21 protein-coding genes are annotated in these 20,760 nt (G+C 67.5%); 6 read left to right on the top strand and 15 right to left on the bottom strand.

From position 1 onward, the window contains the following. Positions 1-79: 79 nt before the first annotated feature. From GSQ95_RS14230 to GSQ95_RS14205, 6 genes are all read right to left on the bottom strand, one after another. Positions 80-1,141, bottom strand: coding sequence for a DUF748 domain-containing protein (locus tag GSQ95_RS14230; RefSeq protein WP_158896387.1), 1,062 nt, complete (start codon positions 1,139-1,141; stop codon positions 80-82). Positions 1,142-1,595: 454 nt separating this feature from the next. After that, the gene (ppa, locus tag GSQ95_RS14225) at positions 1,596-2,123 is read right to left on the bottom strand and encodes an inorganic diphosphatase (RefSeq protein WP_007161198.1); all 528 of its coding nucleotides are present in this window, start codon (positions 2,121-2,123) and stop codon (positions 1,596-1,598) included. A 51-nt stretch (positions 2,124-2,174) separates the two neighbouring features. After that, positions 2,175-3,011, bottom strand: coding sequence for a zinc-dependent peptidase (locus tag GSQ95_RS14220; protein WP_158896385.1), 837 nt, complete (start codon positions 3,009-3,011; stop codon positions 2,175-2,177). Between the two features lie 4 nt (positions 3,012-3,015). Continuing rightward, a complete protein-coding gene (locus GSQ95_RS14215) occupies positions 3,016-3,663 on the bottom strand; it encodes a DedA family protein (protein ID WP_158896383.1) in 648 nt (215 codons plus the stop codon). A 175-nt stretch (positions 3,664-3,838) separates the two neighbouring features. Then, entirely contained in the window at positions 3,839-4,870 is a 1,032-nt protein-coding gene (gene adhP, locus GSQ95_RS14210; protein ID WP_158896381.1) for an alcohol dehydrogenase AdhP, read from the bottom strand. A gap of 253 nt (positions 4,871-5,123) precedes the next feature. Next, positions 5,124-6,644, bottom strand: a complete 1,521-nt coding sequence (locus tag GSQ95_RS14205; protein WP_158896379.1) for an aldehyde dehydrogenase family protein — start codon at positions 6,642-6,644, stop codon at positions 5,124-5,126. Between the two features lie 248 nt (positions 6,645-6,892). On the opposite strand from GSQ95_RS14205, the gene GSQ95_RS14200 reads away from it, so the two are divergent. Next, a complete protein-coding gene (locus GSQ95_RS14200) occupies positions 6,893-8,785 on the top strand; it encodes a sigma-54-dependent Fis family transcriptional regulator (protein WP_158896378.1) in 1,893 nt (630 codons plus the stop codon). Positions 8,786-8,790: 5 nt separating this feature from the next. Here GSQ95_RS14200 and GSQ95_RS14195 read toward each other — a convergent pair whose 3' ends face one another. Continuing rightward, on the bottom strand, positions 8,791-9,942 hold the full coding sequence (locus GSQ95_RS14195; protein ID WP_158896376.1) for a C4-dicarboxylate ABC transporter: 1,152 nt from the start codon (positions 9,940-9,942) through the stop codon (positions 8,791-8,793). Positions 9,943-10,072: 130 nt separating this feature from the next. Further along, positions 10,073-10,447, bottom strand: a complete 375-nt coding sequence (locus tag GSQ95_RS14190) for a hypothetical protein (RefSeq protein ID WP_158896374.1) — start codon at positions 10,445-10,447, stop codon at positions 10,073-10,075. A gap of 207 nt (positions 10,448-10,654) precedes the next feature. On the opposite strand from GSQ95_RS14190, the gene mpl reads away from it, so the two are divergent. Genes mpl through GSQ95_RS14175 form a run of 3 tightly spaced genes read left to right on the top strand, consistent with a single transcriptional unit; the run spans position 10,655 to position 12,928 of the window. After that, positions 10,655-12,010, top strand: coding sequence for a UDP-N-acetylmuramate:L-alanyl-gamma-D-glutamyl-meso-diaminopimelate ligase (gene mpl, locus GSQ95_RS14185; protein ID WP_158896372.1), 1,356 nt, complete (start codon positions 10,655-10,657; stop codon positions 12,008-12,010). Next, on the top strand, positions 12,010-12,642 hold the full coding sequence (ubiX, locus tag GSQ95_RS14180) for a flavin prenyltransferase UbiX (protein WP_158896388.1): 633 nt from the start codon (positions 12,010-12,012) through the stop codon (positions 12,640-12,642). The genes mpl and ubiX overlap by 1 nt, the downstream gene beginning before the upstream one ends. Further along, complete coding sequence (locus GSQ95_RS14175; protein WP_158896370.1) at positions 12,635-12,928, top strand: YceK/YidQ family lipoprotein; 294 nt, start codon at positions 12,635-12,637, stop codon at positions 12,926-12,928. The genes ubiX and GSQ95_RS14175 overlap by 8 nt, the downstream gene beginning before the upstream one ends. Here the strand turns inward: GSQ95_RS14175 and GSQ95_RS14170 are convergent. Then, the gene (locus GSQ95_RS14170; protein WP_158896368.1) at positions 12,925-14,328 is read right to left on the bottom strand and encodes a PLP-dependent aminotransferase family protein; all 1,404 of its coding nucleotides are present in this window, start codon (positions 14,326-14,328) and stop codon (positions 12,925-12,927) included. The genes GSQ95_RS14175 and GSQ95_RS14170 overlap by 4 nt on opposite strands. 145 nt (positions 14,329-14,473) lie before the next feature. On the opposite strand from GSQ95_RS14170, the gene GSQ95_RS26520 reads away from it, so the two are divergent. After that, on the top strand, positions 14,474-14,602 hold the full coding sequence (locus tag GSQ95_RS26520) for a hypothetical protein (RefSeq protein ID WP_007161186.1): 129 nt from the start codon (positions 14,474-14,476) through the stop codon (positions 14,600-14,602). Here the strand turns inward: GSQ95_RS26520 and GSQ95_RS14165 are convergent. The 4 genes from GSQ95_RS14165 to GSQ95_RS14150 form a co-directional block, all read right to left on the bottom strand. After that, positions 14,590-15,066, bottom strand: coding sequence for a YbaK/EbsC family protein (locus GSQ95_RS14165; RefSeq protein ID WP_158896366.1), 477 nt, complete (start codon positions 15,064-15,066; stop codon positions 14,590-14,592). The genes GSQ95_RS26520 and GSQ95_RS14165 overlap by 13 nt on opposite strands. 40 nt (positions 15,067-15,106) lie before the next feature. Further along, positions 15,107-15,520: a type II toxin-antitoxin system VapC family toxin gene (locus tag GSQ95_RS14160; protein ID WP_158896364.1), complete on the bottom strand. Its 414-nt coding sequence runs from the start codon at positions 15,518-15,520 to the stop codon at positions 15,107-15,109. Continuing rightward, complete coding sequence (locus GSQ95_RS14155) at positions 15,520-15,744, bottom strand: antitoxin (RefSeq protein WP_133862345.1); 225 nt, start codon at positions 15,742-15,744, stop codon at positions 15,520-15,522. Before GSQ95_RS14155 ends, GSQ95_RS14160 begins: the two co-directional genes overlap by 1 nt. Positions 15,745-15,809: 65 nt before the next feature. Next, complete coding sequence (locus GSQ95_RS14150; RefSeq protein WP_158896362.1) at positions 15,810-17,186, bottom strand: L-serine ammonia-lyase; 1,377 nt, start codon at positions 17,184-17,186, stop codon at positions 15,810-15,812. Positions 17,187-17,312: 126 nt separating this feature from the next. Between GSQ95_RS14150 and GSQ95_RS14145 the strand changes: the two genes are divergently transcribed. After that, a complete protein-coding gene (locus tag GSQ95_RS14145; RefSeq protein ID WP_158896360.1) occupies positions 17,313-18,248 on the top strand; it encodes a LysR substrate-binding domain-containing protein in 936 nt (311 codons plus the stop codon). 229 nt (positions 18,249-18,477) lie between these two features. Here GSQ95_RS14145 and GSQ95_RS14140 read toward each other — a convergent pair whose 3' ends face one another. Both GSQ95_RS14140 and GSQ95_RS14135 read right to left on the bottom strand, forming a co-directional pair. Next, the gene (locus tag GSQ95_RS14140; protein ID WP_007161182.1) at positions 18,478-19,119 is read right to left on the bottom strand and encodes an oxidoreductase; all 642 of its coding nucleotides are present in this window, start codon (positions 19,117-19,119) and stop codon (positions 18,478-18,480) included. Positions 19,120-19,207: 88 nt separating this feature from the next. Further along, complete coding sequence (locus tag GSQ95_RS14135; RefSeq protein WP_158896358.1) at positions 19,208-20,746, bottom strand: C13 family peptidase; 1,539 nt, start codon at positions 20,744-20,746, stop codon at positions 19,208-19,210. Positions 20,747-20,760: the final 14 nt, after the last annotated feature.

Here is a 20,760-nt window from a genome sequence, read left to right as displayed (position 1 = left end):
GAGGGCTGGGGTGAGGGTGGCCAAACGCCAAAATTAAGCTGTTGGGCTTCGCTGTGCTCAGCGCCAACCTACGAGAGCTTCAATCCGCGTCATAGCGGGCGCTGAAGGCCCGTACGAAGGCATTGCGCAGGATATTAAAGAAAGCCTGCAGCGGGCTGATGTCCTGGTTCTTCACGCTGCCGGACAGGTCGACCCGGGTGGCGAACTGATCGCGGCGCTGATTCTTGAGCAGGGTCTGGGCGGTGCCGACCACGGCTTCCCAGGCGCTTTCCAGGGCGTTCTTGTTGCGATTCTCGACGTCCTGCTGCCAGTCGAAGATGTCGACGTTCTTCATCAGGGGTTTGACGTAGCCGCTGAGCTGGCCATCCACCGCCCTGGCTTCCACCACCACGTCGCCGCTGCCGGCGCGGAAATCGAACTTGCCGTAGGCACGGGCGAAGTCGTTGAGCTTGGGCAGGTCGATGTCGGTCACCCGCAGGCGGAAGTCGAAGTCGGTGAAGTCCTTGAAGGGATCGAAACGGGCGCTGGCTTCCAGGGGCGCGCTGCCGAGCACGGCGGCCTTGCCTTCGAAGTGGGCGATGCGTCCGCCCTGGGCGTCGGCGGCGTTGGTCAGGTTGTAGAGGCTGGCGTTGACGTCGGTGGCCGCCAGATTCACCTGGGGCTTGGAATTGAAGTTGCGAAAGGTCACCCGCCCATTGACCACCCGCACCTCGTCCAGGGTGATGGAGATCAGCTTGTCGACCTGGTCCTGCCAGTCGGTGCCCTCACCGGTCTGCGACTGTTCCTTGCGCGCGCCGCCGTCGACGAAGTTGAGTTCGGGTCGATCAAAGACAAGGCGCCCGACGATGGCATGGTCCCGCCACAGCGAACGCCAGCTCACCGCAATGTCGATGCTGGGCGCCTTGAAAAAGGGCACCGGCACCTTGCCGTTGACCTTGACGATCTCCAGTCCGTCGATGCGATAGGCGCCGCGCCACCAGGCCAGGTCCACGTCGGTGATCTGGCCGCGATAGTCACCCATGTCCGCCAGCTTCTCGTTGAGGTAGTGGCGGATCAGCAGCGGCGCGGCCAGATGCAGGCACAGCAGCAGGACGACCAGGCCGATGAGGAGGTAAAGAGGCAGACGCAGACGGCGGGACATGATGGCGACTCGGGACGAACTCGTCTCCGGTCGACCCTGAGGAACGGCCCTGAGTTTCTCGCGAGTTTGCCTGGCGGCCTGACTAAGGGCGCCGACCTGGGCGAAAGGCTCTGCCTGGGCGGCTTGCCTCCGTACCGGTCGTCGCTCCGCTGCGGCTGGTTATGAGCTACTCGAACCACAGACGCAAAAAAGCCGGCTTGTGGCCGGCTTTCGAGGGCGGGTTGAGCTGATTTTTGGTGAGCCCGGCCGCCCGGGTTGCCCTTGCCGGGCAGATGAGAAAGAGGCCTGGGGCCTCCGGCGGCGATCGGCAGATGCCGGATCGGCGCAGGGTCGCGGATGGCGACGAGGGGTGCAGGGTAGTCGCTTTGCCGCCGGATAGGAAGCCCGGGGTGCCTTGTGTGACCTCCGGAAACAGAAAAGCCCGGCGAGCCGGGCTTTTCGAAAGGAGCGTGGATCAGCCCTTGTAGGCGGCCACGGCCTTGGTGATCTCGGCGCGGGCGGCGTCGGCGTCGCCCCAGCCTTCGACCTTGACCCACTTGCCCTTCTCCAGATCCTTGTAGTTCTCGAAGAAGTGCTTGATCTGCTCCAGCAGCAGGGCCGGCAGGTCGGTGTATTCCTTCACGTCCTTGTACAGGACGCTCAGCTTGTCGTGGGGGACGGCGATCAGCTTGGCGTCACCGCCGGCTTCGTCGGTCATGTGCAGCACGCCGACCGGACGGGCGCGGATCACGGCGCCGGGAGCGACCGGGTAGGGGGTCACGACCAGCACGTCCAGGGGATCGCCATCGTCGGCCAGGGTGTTGGGGATGTAGCCGTAGTTGGCCGGGTAGAACATGGGGGTGGCCATGAAACGGTCGACGAAGAGGGCGTCGCTGTCCTTGTCGATCTCGTACTTGATCGGCGCGTGGTTGGCCGGAATCTCGATGGCGACGTAGATGTCGTTCGGCAGGTCTTTGCCGGCGGGAATCTTGCTGTAGCTCATGAACGGGTCCCTCTGGTCGGTTGGGAAAAGTGGCCGGGAGTATAGGCGCTTTCAGATCGGGGTTCGAGCCTCGGACCCCGGGGGTGTCGGCTGTTGCACGCTCGCCAGGCTCGCGGCAAGACGCTGGCGCGGATCCTGGCGGAACAGCTGCTGCAGCTGTCCGTAGACGGCCGGATAGTGATCGCCGAGCAGGTCGGGCGCACTGAAGAAATACTCGCAGGCGACGGCGAAGAATTCCTCGGGGCTTTCCGCCGCATAGGGGTCGAGCGAAGTCTCGGCGTCCGGATCGGCGTCGAGCTGGCGATTGAGGTCGTCATAGGCGCCTTGCAGGGCGCTGGTCCAGGCCGCCTGGGGCATGCCTTCGTGCAGCGGCGGCTGGCCGTTGCACAGACCGCCGGCGAGCAGGTCGAGGAGGTGGGCGAATTCGTGGATGACCAGGTTGTAGGCTTCCCAGCCACCACTGGCCTGGATGCCGGGCCAGGCCAGCACCACCTGGCCGCGATCCCAGGCTTCGCCGTCGCGTTCCTCGTCCCATTCGTGCTCCAGACCGCCCTCGTCGCGATGGCGCTGGGGGCTGACGAAGGCGTCCGGGTAGACGACGATCTCGCGGACATTGGGATAGAGCGCCGCTTCCGGCAGGTGCAGCAGCGGCAGCAGGGCCTGGGCGGCCAGCAGCAGGCGCTCGCCGTCGTCCAGTTCCAGGCCCTGGAGCAGGGTGAGGCGCTTCTCGGCAAGAAACAGCACGCAGTGCTCGCGTAGCCAGGTGTCCTCCGCGGCACTCAGGCCATCGAGGATCGGCAGGCGCTGACGCAGGCGCGCCCAGAGCTCGTCGGCGATGGCGACCCGCTCCAGCAGGCGCCGTTCGCGCCAGGCGCGCCAGAAACCCAAGGACTCAGACTCCGCTCTGGACCGCGGCGCGCCGGCTCTTGATCAGGCCGAGGATCATCGGCAGCAGGGAGATACTGATGATGGCCAGCACCATCAGGGTGAGATTCTGCTTGATGAAGGGCACGTTGCCGAAGAAGTAGCCCAGGCTCACCAGGCCGCCGACCCAGAGCAGCGAGCCGAGCACGCTGTAGGCGAGGAAGTAGGGATAGTGCATGCGGCCGACGCCGGCGACGAAGGGGGCGAAGGTACGGATGATGGGCAGGAAGCGCGCCAGGGTGATGGTCTTGCCGCCGTGGTGCTCGTAGAAGGCCTGGGTGCGCAGCAGGTAGTCGCGGCGGAAGATCTTGGAATGGGGGTTGCTGAACAGCTTGTCGCCGGCGAAGCGGCCGATCAGGTAGTTGGTGCTGTCGCCCGCCACCGCGGCGAACATCAGCAGGCCGGCGAGCAGATAGGGGTCCATGTCGCCGAGGGCGGAGAGGGCGCCGGCGATGAACAGCAGGGAGTCGCCGGGCAGGAAGGGCATGACCACCAGACCCGTCTCGCAGAAGATCACGGCGAAGAGAATGACGTAGATCCAGGTACCGTACTGGGCTACCAACCCGCTGAGATAGACGTCGAGGTGCAGGATCAGATCGATCGGGTTGAATTCCATGGGGCGTGCCTACCGTAGTTGCGAGGGTCCGGCGGCGATTATAAGGGCAGCCGGGGCCAGCGTTTGTGGCCTGGTCGAGATCGGCGCCGGGAAAAAACGCCAGCCGCTCAGAGGTCAGGGTAGGGGAAAGGTTCACTCCCGCGCCGGGGCCGACGCGGGAGTGGCGCGCTGGTTCTCAGCCCAGCGCCATGTCGATCACCACCCGACCCTCGATACCGCCACCGTGCATACGGGCGAAGATGTCGTTGATGTTCTCCAGCGGCTCGGCGCTCACCGTGGCCTTGACCTTGCCTTCGCCGGCGAAGTCCAGCGCCTCCTGCAGGTCCAGGCGGGTGCCGACGATGGAGCCACGCACTGTGGTGCCGTTGAGCACCATGTCGAAGATCGACAGCGGGAAGTCACCCGGCGGCAGGCCGTTGAGGGCGATGGTGCCGCCGCGGCGGGTCATGCCGATGGCCTGCTCGAAGGCCTTGGGCGACACCGCCGTGACCAGGGCGCCGTGGGCGCCGCCGATCTCCTTCTTCAGGTAGGCCGCCGGGTCCTGCTCGCGGGCGTTGACGGTGACCTCGGCGCCCAGGCGGCGGGCGAGGTCGAGCTTCCGCTCGTCCACGTCCACCGCCGCCACGTTCAGGCCCATGGCCCGGGCGTACTGCACCGCCATGTGGCCGAGGCCGCCGATGCCGGAGATCACCACCCAGTTGCCCGGGCGGGTGTCGGTCATCTTCAGGCCCTTGTAGACGGTGACCCCGGCGCAGAGGATCGGCGCGATCTCGACGAAGCCGACGTTGTCCGGCAGGCGGCCGACGTAGCCGGCATCGGCCAGGGTGTATTCGGCGAAGCCGCCGTTCACCGAGTAGCCGGTGTTCTGCTGGGATTCGCAGAGGGTCTCCCAGCCGCCCAGGCAATGCTCGCAATGACCGCAAGTGGAATACAGCCAGGGCACCCCGACCCGGTCGCCCTCCTTGACATGGGTGACCCCGGCGCCCACCGCCACCACATGGCCGACGCCTTCGTGACCGGGGATGAAGGGCGGATTGGGCTTGACCGGCCAATCGCCCTGGGCAGCATGCAGATCGGTGTGGCAGACGCCGCTGGCGGCGATCTTGACCAGTACCTGGCCGGCACCCGGGGTGGGCACCTCGACTTCGCGGAATTCCAGGGGTTTGCCAAAGGCGGTGACGACAGCGGCTTTCATTGTTTTAGGCATGACGAGTCCCTCATGGAGGCATGATGCGTGGATGAAGCCAGACGGGGCCTGTGCCGGGACGCACCTGTCCACCACGGGCGGCCGCTGCGTCTAGCGTCGGCCACCCACGGGGAGGGGGTGTTGATCCAGGTCAGGCGGGAGGCGCGCCCCGACGTCCTGCTGAGGCGCGCGATCCAGGCGTCGTCTTCGCGGAGCGACCTTGACCCTGGGGCACCGCCAGTGGCGGCCGCACCCCGGGGTCTACAGGTCGCCTCTAGAAGAAGCCCAGCGGATTGATGTCGTAGCTGACCAGCAGATTCTTGGTCTGCTGGTAGTGGTCGAGCATCATCTTGTGGGTTTCACGGCCGACGCCGGATTTCTTGTAGCCGCCGAAGGCAGCGTGGGCGGGATAGAGGTGGTAGCAGTTGGTCCAGACGCGGCCGGCCTTGATGCCGCGGCCCATGCGGTAGGCGCGGTTGATGTCGCGGGTCCAGACGCCGGCGCCGAGGCCGAACTCGGTGTCGTTGGCGATGGCCAGGGCCTCGGCTTCGTCCTTGAAGGTGGTGATGCCGATCACCGGGCCGAAGATCTCCTCCTGGAAGACGCGCATCTTGTTGTGGCCCTTGAGCAGGGTCGGCTGGATGTAATAGCCGCTGGCCAGATCACCCTGCAGTTTCTCGACATTGCCGCCGGTGAGGAATTCGGCGCCTTCCTCGCGGGCGATCTCCAGGTAGGAGACGATCTTCTCGAATTGCTGCTGGGAGGCCTGGGCACCGACCATGGTCTCGGTGTCCAGCGGATCGCCGCGCTTGATCTGGGCGATCTTCTTCATCACCGCTTCCATGAAGGGGGCGTAGATGGATTCCTGCACCAAGGCGCGCGAGGGGCAGGTACAGACCTCGCCCTGGTTGAAGAAGCCCAGTACCAGACCCTCGGCGGCCTTCTCGATGAAGCTCGGCTCGGCCTGCATGATGTCTTCGAAGTAGATGTTGGGCGACTTGCCGCCCAGTTCCACCGTGCTGGGAATGATGTTCTTGGCCGCGCAGGAGAGGATGTGCGAACCCACCGGGGTGGAGCCGGTGAAGGCGATCTTGGCGATGCGGGTGCTGGTGGCCAGGGCCTCGCCGGCCTCCTTGCCATAGCCCTGCACCACGTTGAGCACGCCGGGCGGCAGCAGGTCGCCTACCATCTCGACGAACAGGGTGATGGACAGCGGCGTCTGCTCGGCGGGCTTGAGCACCACGCAGTTGCCGGCGGCCAGCGCCGGGGCCAGCTTCCAGGCGGCCATCAGCAGCGGGAAGTTCCAGGGGATGATCTGGCCGACCACGCCCAGCGGCTCGTGGAAATGGTAGCTGGCGGTGTTGTCGTTGATCTCGGCGGCGCTGCCTTCCTGGGCGCGGATGCAGCCGGCGAAGTAGCGGAAGTGATCGGCGGCCAGGGGCACGTCGGCGTTGAGCGTCTCGCGCACTGCCTTGCCGTTGTCCCAGGTCTCGGCGACGGCCAGTTTTTCCAGATTCTGTTCGATGCGGTCGGCGATCTTGAGCAGGATCAGCGAGCGGTCCTGCACCGAGGTGCGGCCCCAGGCGTCGGCGGCGGCATGGGCGGCGTCCAGGGCGCGTTCGATGTCTGCGGCGTCGGAGCGGGGGAATTCACCGATCACCGAGCCGTTCACCGGGGAGGTGTTGGTGAAGTACTGGCCTTTCACCGGGGCGACGAATTCGCCGCCGATGTAGTTGCCGTAGCGGGCCTGCAGGGTCAGCAGGGCGTCTTGGGTGCCGGGAGCTGCGTAGCGCATGGTGGGTCTCCTGTTTGTTCTTGTAGGAAGAGCGGCGCTCCGATCCTGAGCAAGGCGCGGGCCAAGTCGGGCGAACCCGCATGGTTGCGGCCTTGCGGTCTTTTCCGGGGAAAGCCGCCCCCTGCCACTGTGACAGAGCTGTCACCCCTTGGCGTGACAGCTTGTCACCTGGGGGTGACAGAGTGCCCAGTCCGCCCGATTTGGCTTATGCTGGGGGCCGCGCAGACGCCCCGCGGAGGACAACAACAATGGCCGCCACCCCGTCCGATCGTCATGCCAGCCAGGTGCTCGAACTCGCCCGCGGCGCCGTCCTCGACGGCCCGGCCAGCGATCCGGCCATCGCCCGCTCCTGGCGGCGCTGTCTCGACGAACACCAGCTGGACCCGGCCGCGCCGGTGGCACCCTGGGTGCTGGAGCGCGCCCGCTTCGACGAGCACCGCCAGCGCCAGCAGCGGGTCTTGCAGATCGCCCGTGGGCAGATGAATGCCCTGCACCAGCAACTGGGCGGCGCCGGCCATGCCGTGCTGCTCACCGATGCCCGCGGGCTGATCCTCGATTGCGTCACCGCCGACGCCGAGCGCGCGACCTTCCAGCAGGCCGGCCTGTGGCTGGGCGCCGACTGGAGCGAGGCCTGCGAGGGCACCAACGGCATCGGCACCTGCGTGGTGGAGCGCCAGCCGCTGACCATCCACCGCGACGAACACTTTCGCAGTCGCCATACCCAGCTGACCTGCTCGGCCAGTCCGGTCTTCGATCCGGCCGGCGAGCTGCTGGCGGTGCTGGACGTCTCCAGCGCCCGCCAGGAAGCCTCGCGCCAGGGCCAGTTCCATACCATGGCGCTGGTCAATCTCTCGGCCAAGCTGATCGAGAGCTGCTATTTCCTCGACCGCTACGCCGACGGCTATCTGTTGCGCTTCCATGCCCAGGCGGCCTATGTCGGCCTGCTCAGCGAGGGCCTGCTGGCCTTTGATGACGAGGGGCGGATCAACGCCGCCAACGAGACCGCGCTGATGCTGCTGGGGCTGGCGCGCAGTGCGGTGCTGGGGCAGCGGATGGAAAGCCTGTTCGAGTTGCGGCAGGACGATCTGCTAGAGCGCGCCCGCCCGCAACCCAGCGCCTGCTGGGCATTGCGTGGCCGCCAGGGCCAGGGTTTCCACGGCCTGGTGCGCGGTCCTCAGGTACGACCGGTCACCCCGGTGGCGGTGCCCAAGACGCCCCTGCCCAGCGGCATCTGCCTGGCCGATCCGGCCCTGGCACGGGATTTCACCCGGGCGCTCAAGGTGCTGGAGCGTGACGTGCCGGTGCTGCTGCATGGCGAGACCGGCACCGGCAAGGAAGCCTTCGCCAGCGCCCTGCACCGCGCCAGCAGTCGCGCCGGCCAGGCGTTCGTCGCCCTCAATTGCGCGGCGATCCCGGAAACCCTGATCGAGAGCGAGCTGTTCGGCTATCGCGGCGGCAGCTTCACCGGGGCGCGCAAGGAAGGCATGGCCGGCAAGTTGCAGCAAGCCGATGGCGGCATTCTCTTTCTCGACGAGATCGGCGACATGCCGCTGGCGCTGCAGACCCGGCTGCTCAGGGTGCTGGAAGAGCGTCAGGTGGTCCCGCTCGGCGGCGGCGCGCCCCGTGCCCTGGATCTGCGCCTGGTGAGCGCCAGTCACCGCGATCTGGAGGCCCTGGTGGTCGCCGGCAGCTTTCGCGAAGACCTCTACTATCGCCTGCGCGGCCTGGTGGCGACGCTGCCGGCGCTGCGCGAGCGCAGTGACCGTGGCGAACTGCTCGATCAGCTGCTGGCCGAAGAGGCCCGCGGCGAGGCGATCGACCTCGATCCGGCCGCGCGTGCCTGCCTGCTGGCGCACCCCTGGCCGGGTAACGTCCGCCAGTTGCGTACCGTGCTGCGCACCCTGGTGGCCCTGAGCGAAGATGGCCAGATCGGCCTGGACGAGCTACCCGCCGACTGCCGTGGCGCCCGGCTGCCGCTGCCGTCCAGCGCGGCGCCGGTCGACAGCGCCCGCGAGGAACTGCGCGCGGTGCTGGACGACTGCCACTGGCAGATGACCCGCGCCGCCAAGCGCCTGGGGGTGAGTCGCAACACCCTCTATCGCTGGTTGCACCAGCACGGCCTGCAGCGTCCGCAGAATTAGCGCCCCTACTTGCACAGGTGGGCGATGCAGGGCGAGACGAACAGACCGCCCCGGTAGGCGCCGGCCAGGGTGCGGCTGGCGACCAGGATCCACAGCAGGGCCAGCAGCAGCACCAGCACGGCGCCCAGGCCGGTGAAGAAGGGCGCCGCCAGGGCTTCGCCCAGGCGCAGGGTGGTCAGGGCATAGACGCCCAGGGGAAAGGTGAAGCCCCACCAGCCCAGGTTGAAGGGCATGCCGTCCCGGGCCTGGCGCTGGGTCACCAGCACCGCCAGCGCCAGCCACCAGAGTCCCAGGCCCCAGAGCAGCAGCGCGCCCAGCAGGCCCAGGCCCCGGGCGATCTCGCCAATGCCGACCAGGCCATGGGCGGCGAATACCGCGGGCGCAGCGCTGCCCAGCACCAGTAGCCCCAGGGCGCCGGTGGCGATCGGGCCCAGCGCCAGCCAGCTCGACGCGGCCATGCTGGCCGGCGGCAGTCTGTGCAGCGCCAGGCGCAACAGCAGGATCACCAGCAGGCTGAGGGCGACCGGGACCGAATAGGCCCAGAGCACATAGCTGGCGACGAGCACGCTGAATTGCTCACTGACCGCCAGGTGCGGTACCAGCAGGCCACCACTGGCCGCCGCCACCTCCGCGGCCACCACCGGCAGCAGCCAGACGGCGGTCATCTGGTCGATGCGATGCGCCTGGCGGGTAAACATCAGATAGGGGATCAGCACGCCGCAGGCCAGCGCCATGGCCGCATCCAGCCACCAGAGGCCGAGCGCCAGGGGCAGCACCGCCGCGCCCCAGCGGGGCAGGCCGAACAGCAGCAGGCCGTTGATCAGCGTGGCCAGCCCCATGGGAATAGTGCCGATGAACATCGAGACAGTGGCGTGGGCGAAGATTTCGCGGGCCTCGTCGAAGAACAGCAGCCAGCGCGCGGCATAGAGCCCGGAGAACAGGCAGAACAGCAGTACAGCGAGCAGCCAGAGGCCCTCGGCGAGGACGGGCAATCCAGGAAACCGCCAGGGACAGGCGGCCAGGGCAAGGGCCAGCACGCCGGTGCCCATGGTCACGGCGAACCAGTTGGGGGTGAACTGGCGGATGACCTCCAGTGGGCGGTCGAGCTGGCTGAAAGGTCTGAGTGCCTGCTCGGGGACAGCGGCGAAAAGCGGCATGGCAGGGCTCCTGAAAGGGAAGACCTTCAGGCTAAGCCTGCTCGCTTATCATTAAAAATGAATGATTGCGAACTATTAAACCATTGGGTAGATAAGGCGCTGCCCGTGTTGGGCAGGCAGCGCCCGGGCATCAGGGCTTGGCCACGTGCCAGACCTGATTGACGCCATCGCCGCTGGTATCGCCCGGCTTGCTGTCCTTGACCCAGGTGTACAGCGGCTTGCCCTGGTAGGCCCATTGCTGGCTGCCGTCATCGCGGGTCACCAGGCTGTAGCCATCGGCGGCCTCGGCGCCCGCTGCGGCTGTCAGCGGTGGCCAGTTCTGGGCGCAGGGACCGTTGCAGGCGGACTTGCCGGCGCTGTCCTTGGCGAAGGTGTAGAGCGTCATGCCCTTGCCGTCGACGAGCACCTTGCCCAGGGCGGTGTCGGCGACCTTGGTCGGCGCGGCGGCCAGGGCAAGGCTGGCGAAGGAGAGGGTTGCAGCGGTGATCAGCAGGTGTTTCAGCATGGTCGACCTCTTGTGCTTGTTATCAGGGCGAACGGACCTACGGCGATGCGGGCATCCGGAAAGCCAGGGATGCCTTGCGCACTCTAGTCGAAATCCTGCCGGCCGGGGCGGGCGCAGCGCCGGGTATCCGCGACGGCCATCGCTCCGGCGGCGCGGCCCCCCGTGCTAACCTTGCCGCCGTTCATTCTGCAGCGGAGCCCGCCTGTCATGCACATCCACATCCTCGGTATCTGCGGCACCTTCATGGGGTCGCTCGCGGTGCTGGCCAAGGAAGCCGGCCATCGCGTGACCGGCTCCGACGCCAACGTCTATCCGCCCATGAGCACCCAGCTGGAGGCCCAGGGCATCGAGCTGACCCAGGGCTACGATCCGGCCCAGCTCGATCCGGCGCCGGACCTGGTGGTGATCGGCAACGCCCTGTCGCGCGGCAATCCGGCGGTGGAATACGTGCTGGACCAGGGGCTGCCCTATGTCTCCGGTCCCCAGTGGCTGGCCGAGCACGTCCTGCAGGGGCGCTGGGTGCTGGCGGTCGCCGGGACCCACGGCAAGACCACCACCACCAGCATGCTGGCCTGGGTGCTGGAGCACGCCGGCATGAGTCCGGGCTTTCTCATCGGCGGGGTACCGCAGAATTTCGGCATCTCGGCGCGCCTGGGCGGCACGCCCTTCTTCGTAGTGGAAGCCGACGAATACGACAGCGCCTTCTTCGACAAGAGATCCAAGTTCGTCCACTACCGGCCGCGGACCACCATCCTCAACAACCTGGAATACGATCACGCGGACATCTTCCCGGATCTGGCGGCCATCGAGCGGCAGTTCCACCATTTGGTGCGGACCATTCCCAGCAGCGGCCTGATCATCCACCCCACTGCCGAAACGGCCCTGGTGCGGGTGCTGGAGATGGGCTGCTGGACCCCGGTGCAGACGACCGGCGCAGCTGGCCAATGGCAGGCCCGCCTGCTGGCCGAGGACGGCTCGCGCTTCGAGGTGCTGTTCGACGGCGCGGTGCAGGGCACGGTGAACTGGGAACTGACCGGCCAGCACAACGTGGCCAATGCCCTGGCCACCCTGGCGGCGGCTCGTCATGTCGGCGTGGTGCCCGCTATGGGCGTCGCCGCCCTGAGCGAATTCCGTAGCGTGAAGCGGCGCATGGAAAAGGTCGCCGAGGTACGGGGCGTGACCGTCTACGACGACTTCGCCCACCATCCCACCGCCATCGCCACCACCCTGCAGGGGCTGCGCGCCCGGGTCGGCGGCGAGCGCATCATCGCCGTGATCGAGCCGCGCTCCAATTCCATGAAGCTGGGCGCCCACCGTGACGGCCTGCCGGCCAGCGTCACCGGCGCCGACAGCGTCATCTGGTACGCCCCGCCGAATCTGGGCTGGGACCTGGCCGGAACGGCCGAGGCCTGCGCCGTACCGGCGGTGGTCTGCGATTCCCTGGACGCCATCATCGCCCGGGTCCAGGCCGAGCTGGACAGCCCCACCCACGTGGTGATCATGAGCAACGGCGGTTTCGGCGGCCTGCACGGCAAGCTGGCCGCGGCCCTGGAGCAGGCATGATGGCCGGCCCGGAACGCATCACCCTGGCACTGACCGGCGCCTCCGGCTCCCAGTACGGCCTGCGCCTGCTGGACTGCCTGGTGCAGGAGGAGCGCGAGGTGCACTTCCTCATCTCCAAGGCCGCGCAACTGGTGATGGCCACCGAGACCGACGTGGTGCTGCCACCCAAGCCCCAGGCCATGCAGGCCTTTCTCACCGAATACACCGGCGCGGCCCCCGGCCAGGTGCGGGTATTCGGCCAGAGCGACTGGATGGCGCCGCCGGCGTCCGGCTCCAGCGTCCCGGCGGCCATGGTGGTCTGCCCCTGCTCCACCGGCACCCTCTCGGCGATCGCCACCGGCGCCAGCAACAACCTCATCGAACGCGCCGCCGACGTAGCCCTCAAGGAACGGCGACAGCTGATCCTGGTGCCGCGCGAGTCGCCGTTCTCCAGCATCCACCTGGAGAACATGCTCAAGCTGTCCAACCTGGGCGTGACCATCCTGCCGGCCTCGCCGGGCTTCTACCACCAGCCGCAGACCCTCGACGACCTGGTGGACTTCGTGGTGGCGCGCATCCTCAACACCCTGGGCATCCCCCAGGACATGCTGCCGCGCTGGGGCGAGCATCACCTGTCCGGTAACGATGACTAGGGCCGTGCGCCTGGGCTTGCTGCTGGCGGTAGCGGGCCTCGGCGGCTGCGCCACGGCGCGCACCCTGGACGCCGCCAAGCCCGGGGCGCCGGTGGTCTATGCCGGTACCCGGCTGGATCTCTATGCCCTGCAGGGCGGCTGCTGCGCCCAGGAGCGCTTCGGCGCCGAGGCGCCGGCCTGGCCGGTGCTGGACCTGCCCGCCAGCGCCCTGCTCGACACCCTGCTGCTGCCGTTGTCGCTACCCGCGGCCATCGGTGGGCGGGGCAGCGTGCGCGGCGGCCTCTAGAACGCCGCCAGCAACTCGCCAAGCCTGGCCATGGCCGCCTCGCTGCGGGCGTCCCAGGGATGACCGCAATTGAGTCTGATGCAGTGGCGAAAGCCCTGTTGCGCGGAAAAGATCGGCCCCGGCGCCAGGCTGATGCCCTCGGCCAGGGCCTGGCGGTAGAGCGCCAGGCTGTCCACCCGCATGGGCATTTCGAACCAGAGGAAGTAGCCGCCCTGGGGCCGGCTGACGTGGGTGTCGGCGGGAAAATAACGCCGCGCCGCGGCCAGCATGGCCTGGCGCTGGCGGTCGAGACTCAGGCGCAGGCGACGCAGGTGGCGATCGTAGCCGCCATGCTGCAGATAGTCGGCCAGGGCGGCCTGGGCCGGCATCGAGGGGGTGATGGTGGTCATCAGTCGCAGCCGGGCGACGGCGCCTGCCTGGCGACCGGCGGCGATCCAGCCGATGCGATAGCCGGGCGCCAGGCACTTGGAAAAGGAGCCGCAGTGCAGCACCAGGCCGTCACGGTCGAAGCGCTTGACCGGGCGGTGCGGTTCGCTGCCGCTGTAGAGCTCGGCATAGACGTCGTCTTCCAACAGCGGCACCTGATGGCGTTGCAGCAGGCCATAGAGGCGCTGCTGGGCGCGGTCGTCGAGACTGACCCCGGTGGGATTCTGCAGGCCACTCATGAACCAGCAGGCCTTGATCGGCAGGCGACTCAGGGCTTCTTCCAGGGCATCGAGATTGAGGCCGTGCTCGGGGTCCACCGGGATTTCCACCGCCTTGAGCTGCAGCCGCTCCAGCACCTGCAGGCTGGCGTAGAAGGCCGGGCTTTCCACCGCCACCAGATCACCGGGGCGGGTCAGGCTCTGCAGCCCAAGGTTGAGCGCCTCCAGGGCGCCGTGGGTGATCACCAGTTCTTCGCCGACTTCGGGCATGCCGGCCAGGCCGTAGCGCCGGGCGATCTGCCGCCGCAGTTCGGGATGGCCGGGGGTGACGTAGGCGGTGAGATCCTGGGCGGGCAGGTCGCGCAGGCCGTGGGCCATGCTGCGGGCCAGGCGCGCCAGGGGAAAGAGATCGGGGCTGGGAAAGGCCGAGCCGAAGGGCACGATGTCCGGGTCCTGCAGCGACTGCAGCACCGAATAGACCAGATCGCTCACCGCGACTTCGGTGCCCTCCAGGGGCGCCAGCAGTGGCGCCGCGTCCCGCGCCCGGGCCGGTTCGCGAACGAAATAGCCGGATCGCTCGCGGGCCTCGATCAGGCCGCGACTCTCCAGCAGGTAGTAGGCCTGGAACACCGTGGAGGGGCTGATGCCGTGGGTCTGGCTGGCGTTGCGCACCGACGGCAGGCGCTCGCCGGGGGCGAGGACGCCGCGGGTCATCAGGGTGGCGAGCTGGTCGGCGAATCTCTCGTAGCGCTTCATGCAGGGCCAGGGCAGGGGAGACCGTCACTATAGCGAGCACGGCGCCATCTGATCCGGTTTTTCCTGTGTCTACCTGCTGCTGTAACGCGAGCGCCTTGGGGCCTAAGCTTTACCCATCCCTTTCTGGCATCCCTCGGAGGCAGCCATGGACGATGGCATCTTCATGATTCTCTTCAGCCTGCTCGCGCTCATTCTGCTCGGCGGCGGCTACTACGCCTGCGTGGTGCTGAACAAGGACCGGCGCGACGTGGAAAAGAACGATCAGCTGCGCTGATCGCCCAGGGCGCAGACATCCACCCAGCGCGCCTTGCTGAGGGCGGCCAGCCGCTCCGGCGTGAGGCGCACGCAACTGTGGATGGCGCCCGCGGCCGGTAGCACCTCGTCGAAGGCTTTCAGCGACTCATCGCAATAGACCGGCAGCGGGGTGGCCAGCCCGAACGGGCAGACGCCGCCCACCGGATGCCCGGTGAGGCCCTCCACGGTGGCGGCATCGAGCAGCTTGGCCTTGCCACCGAAGGCGGCCTTGAGCTTGCGATTGTCCAGGCGCGCATCACCGCGAGCCACCAGCAGCAACAGCTGCTCCCCAACTTTCAGTCCCAGGGTCTTGGCGATGCGCCCCGGCTCCACGCCATGGGCGGCCGCGGCCAGGGTAACGGTCGCGGTACTGGTGGTGGCTTCGAGGATCTCGAGGTCGGGAGCGATGCGCGCGAGGTGCTGGCGGACGGAGTCGAGGCTCATGGGCGTTCCTTGTGTCTAGGTCAGAGCCGACCGTGCCGTTTCAATCGGCTGCTGTCCAGTTCTCGCAGGCCAGATCGGCGACCCGGCTGAATTCCCGCAGATTGTTGCTGACTAGGATCAGTGCCCTGGCGCGGGCATGGGCGGCGATCCACAGATCGTTGTTGCCGATGATCTTGCCCTGGCGCTCCAGCTCGGCGCGGATGGCGCCATAGTGTTCGGCGCATTCCGTATCCAGCTCCAGCACGGCGATCTGCTGGTGGAGCTGTTCCAGGATCGTCCGGGTGCGCTCGGGTTGCTGACTCTTGGCCGCGCCATGACAGAGCTCACCCCAGGTGATCGCAGACATCGCCAGTTCATCGCGACCATGCCGGGCGAAGCGCTCACGGACCTGCGGCGGATTGTGCTTGGCGATGTAGATGCAGATGTTGGTGTCGAGCAGGTAGCGAGCAGGCACTAGAACTCTTCCCGCGCCTGGGGTGGGCTGTCTTCCCGTTCCAGGGTCGCCAATGACAGTGCGGCCAGGGTGTCGAAGATATCGGCGGCATCTGGCCGCAATTCCCGCAGGACGATCTCGTCGCCGCGGCGGAAGATTTCCACCCGATCCGATTCGAAGCGAAATTCCTTGGGCAGGCGCAAGGCCTGGCTGTTACCGGACTTGAACACGCGGGCTTCGGCCATGGACGTCTCCTTGTGGCGTATATACGAAGGAGTATATACGTCGCACTGGAGTGATCAAGGGCCTCTCAACACTCCACGAAGGTCACGGCCAGACCGCCGCGCGAGGTTTCCTTGTACTTGCTGTGCATGTCCGCGCCGGTTTCCTTCATGGTGCGGATCACCTGGTCGAGGGAGATGAAGTGCTCGCCGTCGCCGCGCAGGGCCATCTGGGCGGCATTGATCGCCTTGACCGCGGCGATGGCGTTGCGCTCGATGCAGGGCACCTGCACCAGGCCGCCGACCGGGTCGCAGGTCAGTCCCAGGTTGTGCTCCAGGCCGATCTCGGCGGCGTTTTCCAGTTGCGCCGGACTGGCGCCCAGCACCTCGGCCAGACCGGCCGCGGCCATGGCGCAGGCCGAGCCGACCTCGCCCTGGCAGCCCACCTCGGCACCGGAGATGGAGGCGTTCTTCTTGCACAGGATGCCGACCGCGGCAGCGGCCAGCATGAAGCGCACCACGTCGTCGTCACAGGCGTCGGGATTGAATTTCATGTAGTACATCAGCACCGCCGGGATGATCCCGGCCGCGCCGTTGGTGGGGGCGGTGACCATGCGCCCGCCGGCGGCGTTCTCCTCGTTCACCGCCAGGGCGAAGAGGTTGACCCATTCCATGGCGGAGAGGGTGGAACCTATGACGTTGGGCTTGCCGATGGCCTGCAGACTCTGGTGCAGGCGGGCGGCGCGCCGGCGCACCTTGAGGCCGCCGGGCAGGATGCCCTCGTTGGCGAGACCGTTCTGCACGCATTCGCGCATCACGTTCCAGATGCGCAGCAGGCCGCTGCGGATCTCTTCCTCGGAGCGCCAGCTTTTTTCGTTGGCCAGCATCAGCTCGGCCACGCCCAGGCCATGGCTGCGACACAGGTGCAGCAGCTCGGCGCCGCTGGAGAAGTCATAGGGCAGTTCGGTGGTGTCGTTGTCCAGCACGCCGCTGGCGGCCTGGGCGGCGTCCACCACGAAGCCACCGCCGATGGAGTAGTAGGTCGCCTCGGCTACCTCGCCGGTGGCGCCAAAGGCGGTCAGGGTCATGGCATTGGGGTGATAGGGCAGGCTCTCTTCCAGCAGCAGCATGTCTTCCTGCCAGTCGAAGTGGACCGCCTGGCGCCCGGCCAGCAACAGGGTGCGCTCGTTGCGCAGGGCTTCGATACGCGGTTCGACGGCGGCGGGATCGACGCGATCCGGCCATTCGCCCATCAGGCCGATCAGGGTGGCGCGGTCAGTGCCATGGCCGACGCCGGTGGCCGACAGCGAGCCATAGAGGCGCACCTCGACCCGCTTGACCTGCTCCAGCAGACCTTCGTCGACCAGGCGCTGGGCGAACAGGGCGCCGGCCCGCATCGGGCCCACGGTATGGGAGCTGGACGGACCCACGCCGATTTTGAACAGGTCGAAGACGCTGATGGCCATGTCGGTAATCCCTGATTGAGCTTGAATGGTCGCCAGACAAGGTGCCGGCGGATGGCTCATAGTGGTGATAAGCCTCCAACTCGCACAAACGAAAGCTTCTAAGCGATCCTTTAGCGGAACTCATCGATGAGCCGGATCCTCAATGCCCAAACCCAGGCCTGGTTGCAGGTGTTCGTCTGCGCCGCCCGCCATCTCTCCTTCACGCGCTGCGCCGAAGAGCTGCACGTGACGCCTGGCGCCATCAGCCAGCAGATGCGCCAGCTGGAGGAGCGCCTGGGCTTCAAGCTGTTTCATCGGGTAGCCCGAGGCCTGGAGCTGACCGCCGAGGGCCAGCGCCTGTCGACCACCCTGAACCAGGCCTATGGGCTGATCGACGCCGAATTGCGCCGCCTCAATGCCGGCCAGTTCGGCGGCGTGGTACGGCTCAGGTCGATTCCCTCGTTCCTGGGCAAATGGCTGACCCCGCGGCTGCCGCGGCTGCAGGCGCGCTTTCCCGACCTGCAACTGCGGCTGGTGGCCGAAGACAGCAGCTGGTCGCTGCGCGAGGGCGAATTCGACCTGGCCATCGACCTCAACGACGGCAGCTATCCGGGCCTGGCCTCGACGCCGCTGATGGACGAAGAGATCTTTCCGGTCTGCGCCCCCAGTCTGCTGGAGGGACGGCCAGCGCTGGAGCAGCCGGAGGACCTGGAGTTCTATCCGCTGCTGCATGACATCACCGCCTGGCGCGGCAGCTACGAATACGCCGAATGGGAGTTCTATCTCGCCAGCATCGGCGCGCCGGCGCTGGATGTGCGGCGGGGTCACACCTTCAATCGCAACCACCTGACCATCGAGGCGGCCATCGCCGGCATGGGCGTCGCCATCGCCCGCCGCGCCCTGATCACCGACGAACTGGCCCGGGGCGTGCTGGTGGTGCCGCCCTTCGGGCGTTCGGTGCCGGCGCAAAAGAGATACATGCTGCTCTATGCCCAGGGCGCCCTGGCCGATCCCCGCCTGCGCGCCCTGCACGACTGGCTGGTGCAGGAGGTCGACCAGATGGTGCTGGTGCAGCCGGCCTGAGGGGACGTGATAGCCATGTAGCGTGGAAAACGGCGCAGCCTTTTCCACGGGTGAGTTCGTTGTAAGGCGCCCTCTCTGCTCAAGGGAGAGGGGCTATCCTGGAGGGGAGTGGCGGTAACAGGTCTTAGGAGCGCCTGATCGATCCTTGCGGGCCTTACCTGCAGGCGCGGCCGCATCGGCGGACCCCCATGACCGCGAGGGCTATAACCCAGCCCCTTGAGCTACGCCTTCAACGGCCCAGCTTGCGCAGCTCGTCCGATTCCACCACCCGCACGCCCTTGCCTTCTTCCAGGGCCAGGCGCCACAGCGCGCGGGCCAGGACGGCGGCTTCGATGCCGTGCCATTTGCCGGGCAGCCACTGCGACAGGGGGGCGGCCAGGCGCTCGCCGAGACGCTCTTCCTGGCGCTGCCCGATCAGCAGCGACGGCCGCGCCAGGGTCAGCTGCGTCCAGCCCTGGGCACGCAGGGCTTCTTCCAGCTCGCCCTTGACCTTGTTGTAGAAGATCGAGGACTGGGAGTCGGCGCCGATGGCGCTGACCACGATGTAGTGGCGGGCCCCCAGTTCCAGGGCGCGCTGGCCGACCGCCAGGGGCAGGCCGTAATCCACGGCGCGAAAGGCCGCTTCGGAGCCGGCCTGCTTCATGGTGGTGCCCAGGCAGCAGAAGGCCACGTCCAGCGGGCCTTCCAGGGTCGGCAGCAGGCTGTTGAGATCACCCACCGGATTGTCCAGTCGGGCGTGCTCCGCCAGTGGACGGCGGGTCGGCGCCAGCACCCGGGGGACCGTCGGCTCGTTGAGGAGGCGGTCGAGCAGGTGTTCGCCGGTCAGGCCAGTGGCGCCGGCGATGAGGGCATGCTGAGGCGTCAGGTACACGGGGCTCTCCTTGTAGCGGCGACCGCTGATGTCAGGTTGGACCTCAGACGTTCCGGTTGTTCGTCAAAGCCCTGGTCAAAGCCGGCAATCAGCGACTCGCGCGCCAGGCGCGCCACTTCTGCAGTACGGCGGGCGGCGCCCAGAGCTGAGGCTCGGACGGATCGAAGCCTTCGGTCTTCTCGCGTACCGACACGGTAGCGCGGGCACGCTGGACGGCCTGCTCGGGATCGTCGGTGTGCTGGAAGGCCTCGGCGAACAGCGCGCGGCCGAAATAGGTGAAGTCGGCTTCGTCGGTGCAGCCGAAGGAGGTGCGGTCGGCCTTGGAAGCGGTCATCACCAGGGTGTGGTCGTCCTGCAGTTGCGGGATGAAGCCGCCGCTGTAGCAGCTGGAGACGATGATCAGCTTGTCGCGGCCGCGCAGGGGCGCGAGCAGGCGGCCGAGCTCCGCTGCCGGCAGGCTGGAGAGATCCAGGCCCGGCTGGGAGAGCACCAGCTGATGGTCGGCCGAGCCGTGGCTGGTCAGGTAGATGAGGATCAGGTCTTCGGGACCGGTGCGCTGGGCCAGCGCCTGCAGGCTCTGGTAGAGATTCTCGCGGGTGGCCAGCGGATGGTCGCTGCGGATGTCCTTGGCGTTGATCAGGTGGACGACGTCGCGGGCGCCCCAGGTGGTGGTCAGGAAGTTGGCCACATAGTTGGCTTCGCGCTGGAACACGCCCTGGCCACCGTCACCGGCCAGGACCAGGCCATAGAGTTCGGTGGCGGGGGTGGACGCCGGGATCTGCTGCAATTCCTGGTCGAGCACCTTGCCCTGGTCGAGCAGGGCGCGTTCCAGGGGATCGGCGATGTACTGGCCCTGGTCGTCGCGGATGCGCTTGCCACCCTCCCAGAGACCGCGTTCCACCTGGCCATCGGCACGGGTCAGGACGCCCATGCCGGCATAGACGCCGTCGGCGAAGTTGCCGCGGTAGACGCTGCCGTCGCTGTTGGTGAGCACGCCCTGGCCGTCGAACTTCCAGTTGCGAAAGGCGCCGCGGTACTGGCTGCTGTCGCTGCCGACGAACTCGCCGTTGCCGGTCAGTTCGCCGCCACTGAAGCGCCCGCGCCAGAGATCGCCGCCGGCACTGCGATAGACGCCGGCACCTTCGAACTGGTCGTCGACGAATTCGCCGTCATAGCGATCGCCGCCCGGCTCCTGCCACTGGCCGACGCCGTTGAGGTGGCCGTCGTTGAAGGTGCCGATGGTCTGGGTTCCGTCGCTGTCGAGCTTGGACCCCTGACCCTGCATGCGACCGTTGACGAAGCTGCCGTGGTATTCCCAGCCGCTGCTGCTGATCAGGTTGCCCTGGCCATGGTAGAGGCCACGGCGAAAGGTGCCCTGGTAGTAGGTGCCATCGGCGAATTGCTGCTCGCCGGGCCCCTCGGCCAATCCGTCCTTGAAGCGGCCCTTGAGCCAGTTGCCGTTGGGCCACTCGATGCGTCCGCTGCCATTGAGCAGGCCGCTTACGATTTCGCCGGTATAGACCCCGCCATCGGGCAGTCTCACGCTGCTCGCGTTGGGCGCCGCCTGGACAGCGCAGGCCGCCAGCAACAGCGCGGCAAGGGCGAGACGGGGCAGGAGGGCGCTCATAGGTGGGGTCGGCG

It is taken from the genome of Pseudomonas sp. BAV 4579 (assembly GCF_009765395.1).
GTDB classification, from domain to species: domain Bacteria; phylum Pseudomonadota; class Gammaproteobacteria; order Pseudomonadales; family Pseudomonadaceae; genus Chryseomonas; species Chryseomonas aestiva.
The sequence above is the reverse complement of the archived record's forward strand: the minus strand, read 5'-3'. Positions and strand labels throughout refer to the sequence as shown.

Excerpts from the sequence above, each read along its gene's own strand:
- GSQ95_RS14230 (WP_158896387.1), bottom strand. The coding sequence starts at position 1,141 with ATGTCCCGCCGTCTGCGTCTGCCTCTTTACCTCCTCATCGGCCTGGTC.
- ppa (WP_007161198.1), bottom strand. The coding sequence starts at position 2,123 with ATGAGCTACAGCAAGATTCCCGCCGGCAAAGACCTGCCGAACGACATC.
- GSQ95_RS14215 (WP_158896383.1), bottom strand. The coding sequence starts at position 3,663 with ATGGAATTCAACCCGATCGATCTGATCCTGCACCTCGACGTCTATCTC.
- adhP (WP_158896381.1), bottom strand. The coding sequence starts at position 4,870 with ATGCCTAAAACAATGAAAGCCGCTGTCGTCACCGCCTTTGGCAAACCC.
- GSQ95_RS14205 (WP_158896379.1), bottom strand. The coding sequence starts at position 6,644 with ATGCGCTACGCAGCTCCCGGCACCCAAGACGCCCTGCTGACCCTGCAG.
- GSQ95_RS14200 (WP_158896378.1), top strand. The coding sequence starts at position 6,893 with ATGGCCGCCACCCCGTCCGATCGTCATGCCAGCCAGGTGCTCGAACTC.
- GSQ95_RS14195 (WP_158896376.1), bottom strand. The coding sequence starts at position 9,942 with ATGCCGCTTTTCGCCGCTGTCCCCGAGCAGGCACTCAGACCTTTCAGC.
- GSQ95_RS14190 (WP_158896374.1), bottom strand. The coding sequence starts at position 10,447 with ATGCTGAAACACCTGCTGATCACCGCTGCAACCCTCTCCTTCGCCAGC.
- mpl (WP_158896372.1), top strand. The coding sequence starts at position 10,655 with ATGCACATCCACATCCTCGGTATCTGCGGCACCTTCATGGGGTCGCTC.
- ubiX (WP_158896388.1), top strand. The coding sequence starts at position 12,010 with ATGGCCGGCCCGGAACGCATCACCCTGGCACTGACCGGCGCCTCCGGC.
- GSQ95_RS14175 (WP_158896370.1), top strand. The coding sequence starts at position 12,635 with ATGACTAGGGCCGTGCGCCTGGGCTTGCTGCTGGCGGTAGCGGGCCTC.
- GSQ95_RS14170 (WP_158896368.1), bottom strand. The coding sequence starts at position 14,328 with ATGAAGCGCTACGAGAGATTCGCCGACCAGCTCGCCACCCTGATGACC.
- GSQ95_RS26520 (WP_007161186.1), top strand. The coding sequence starts at position 14,474 with ATGGACGATGGCATCTTCATGATTCTCTTCAGCCTGCTCGCGCTCATT.
- GSQ95_RS14165 (WP_158896366.1), bottom strand. The coding sequence starts at position 15,066 with ATGAGCCTCGACTCCGTCCGCCAGCACCTCGCGCGCATCGCTCCCGAC.
- GSQ95_RS14155 (WP_133862345.1), bottom strand. The coding sequence starts at position 15,744 with ATGGCCGAAGCCCGCGTGTTCAAGTCCGGTAACAGCCAGGCCTTGCGC.
- GSQ95_RS14150 (WP_158896362.1), bottom strand. The coding sequence starts at position 17,186 with ATGGCCATCAGCGTCTTCGACCTGTTCAAAATCGGCGTGGGTCCGTCC.
- GSQ95_RS14145 (WP_158896360.1), top strand. The coding sequence starts at position 17,313 with ATGAGCCGGATCCTCAATGCCCAAACCCAGGCCTGGTTGCAGGTGTTC.
- GSQ95_RS14135 (WP_158896358.1), bottom strand. The coding sequence starts at position 20,746 with ATGAGCGCCCTCCTGCCCCGTCTCGCCCTTGCCGCGCTGTTGCTGGCG.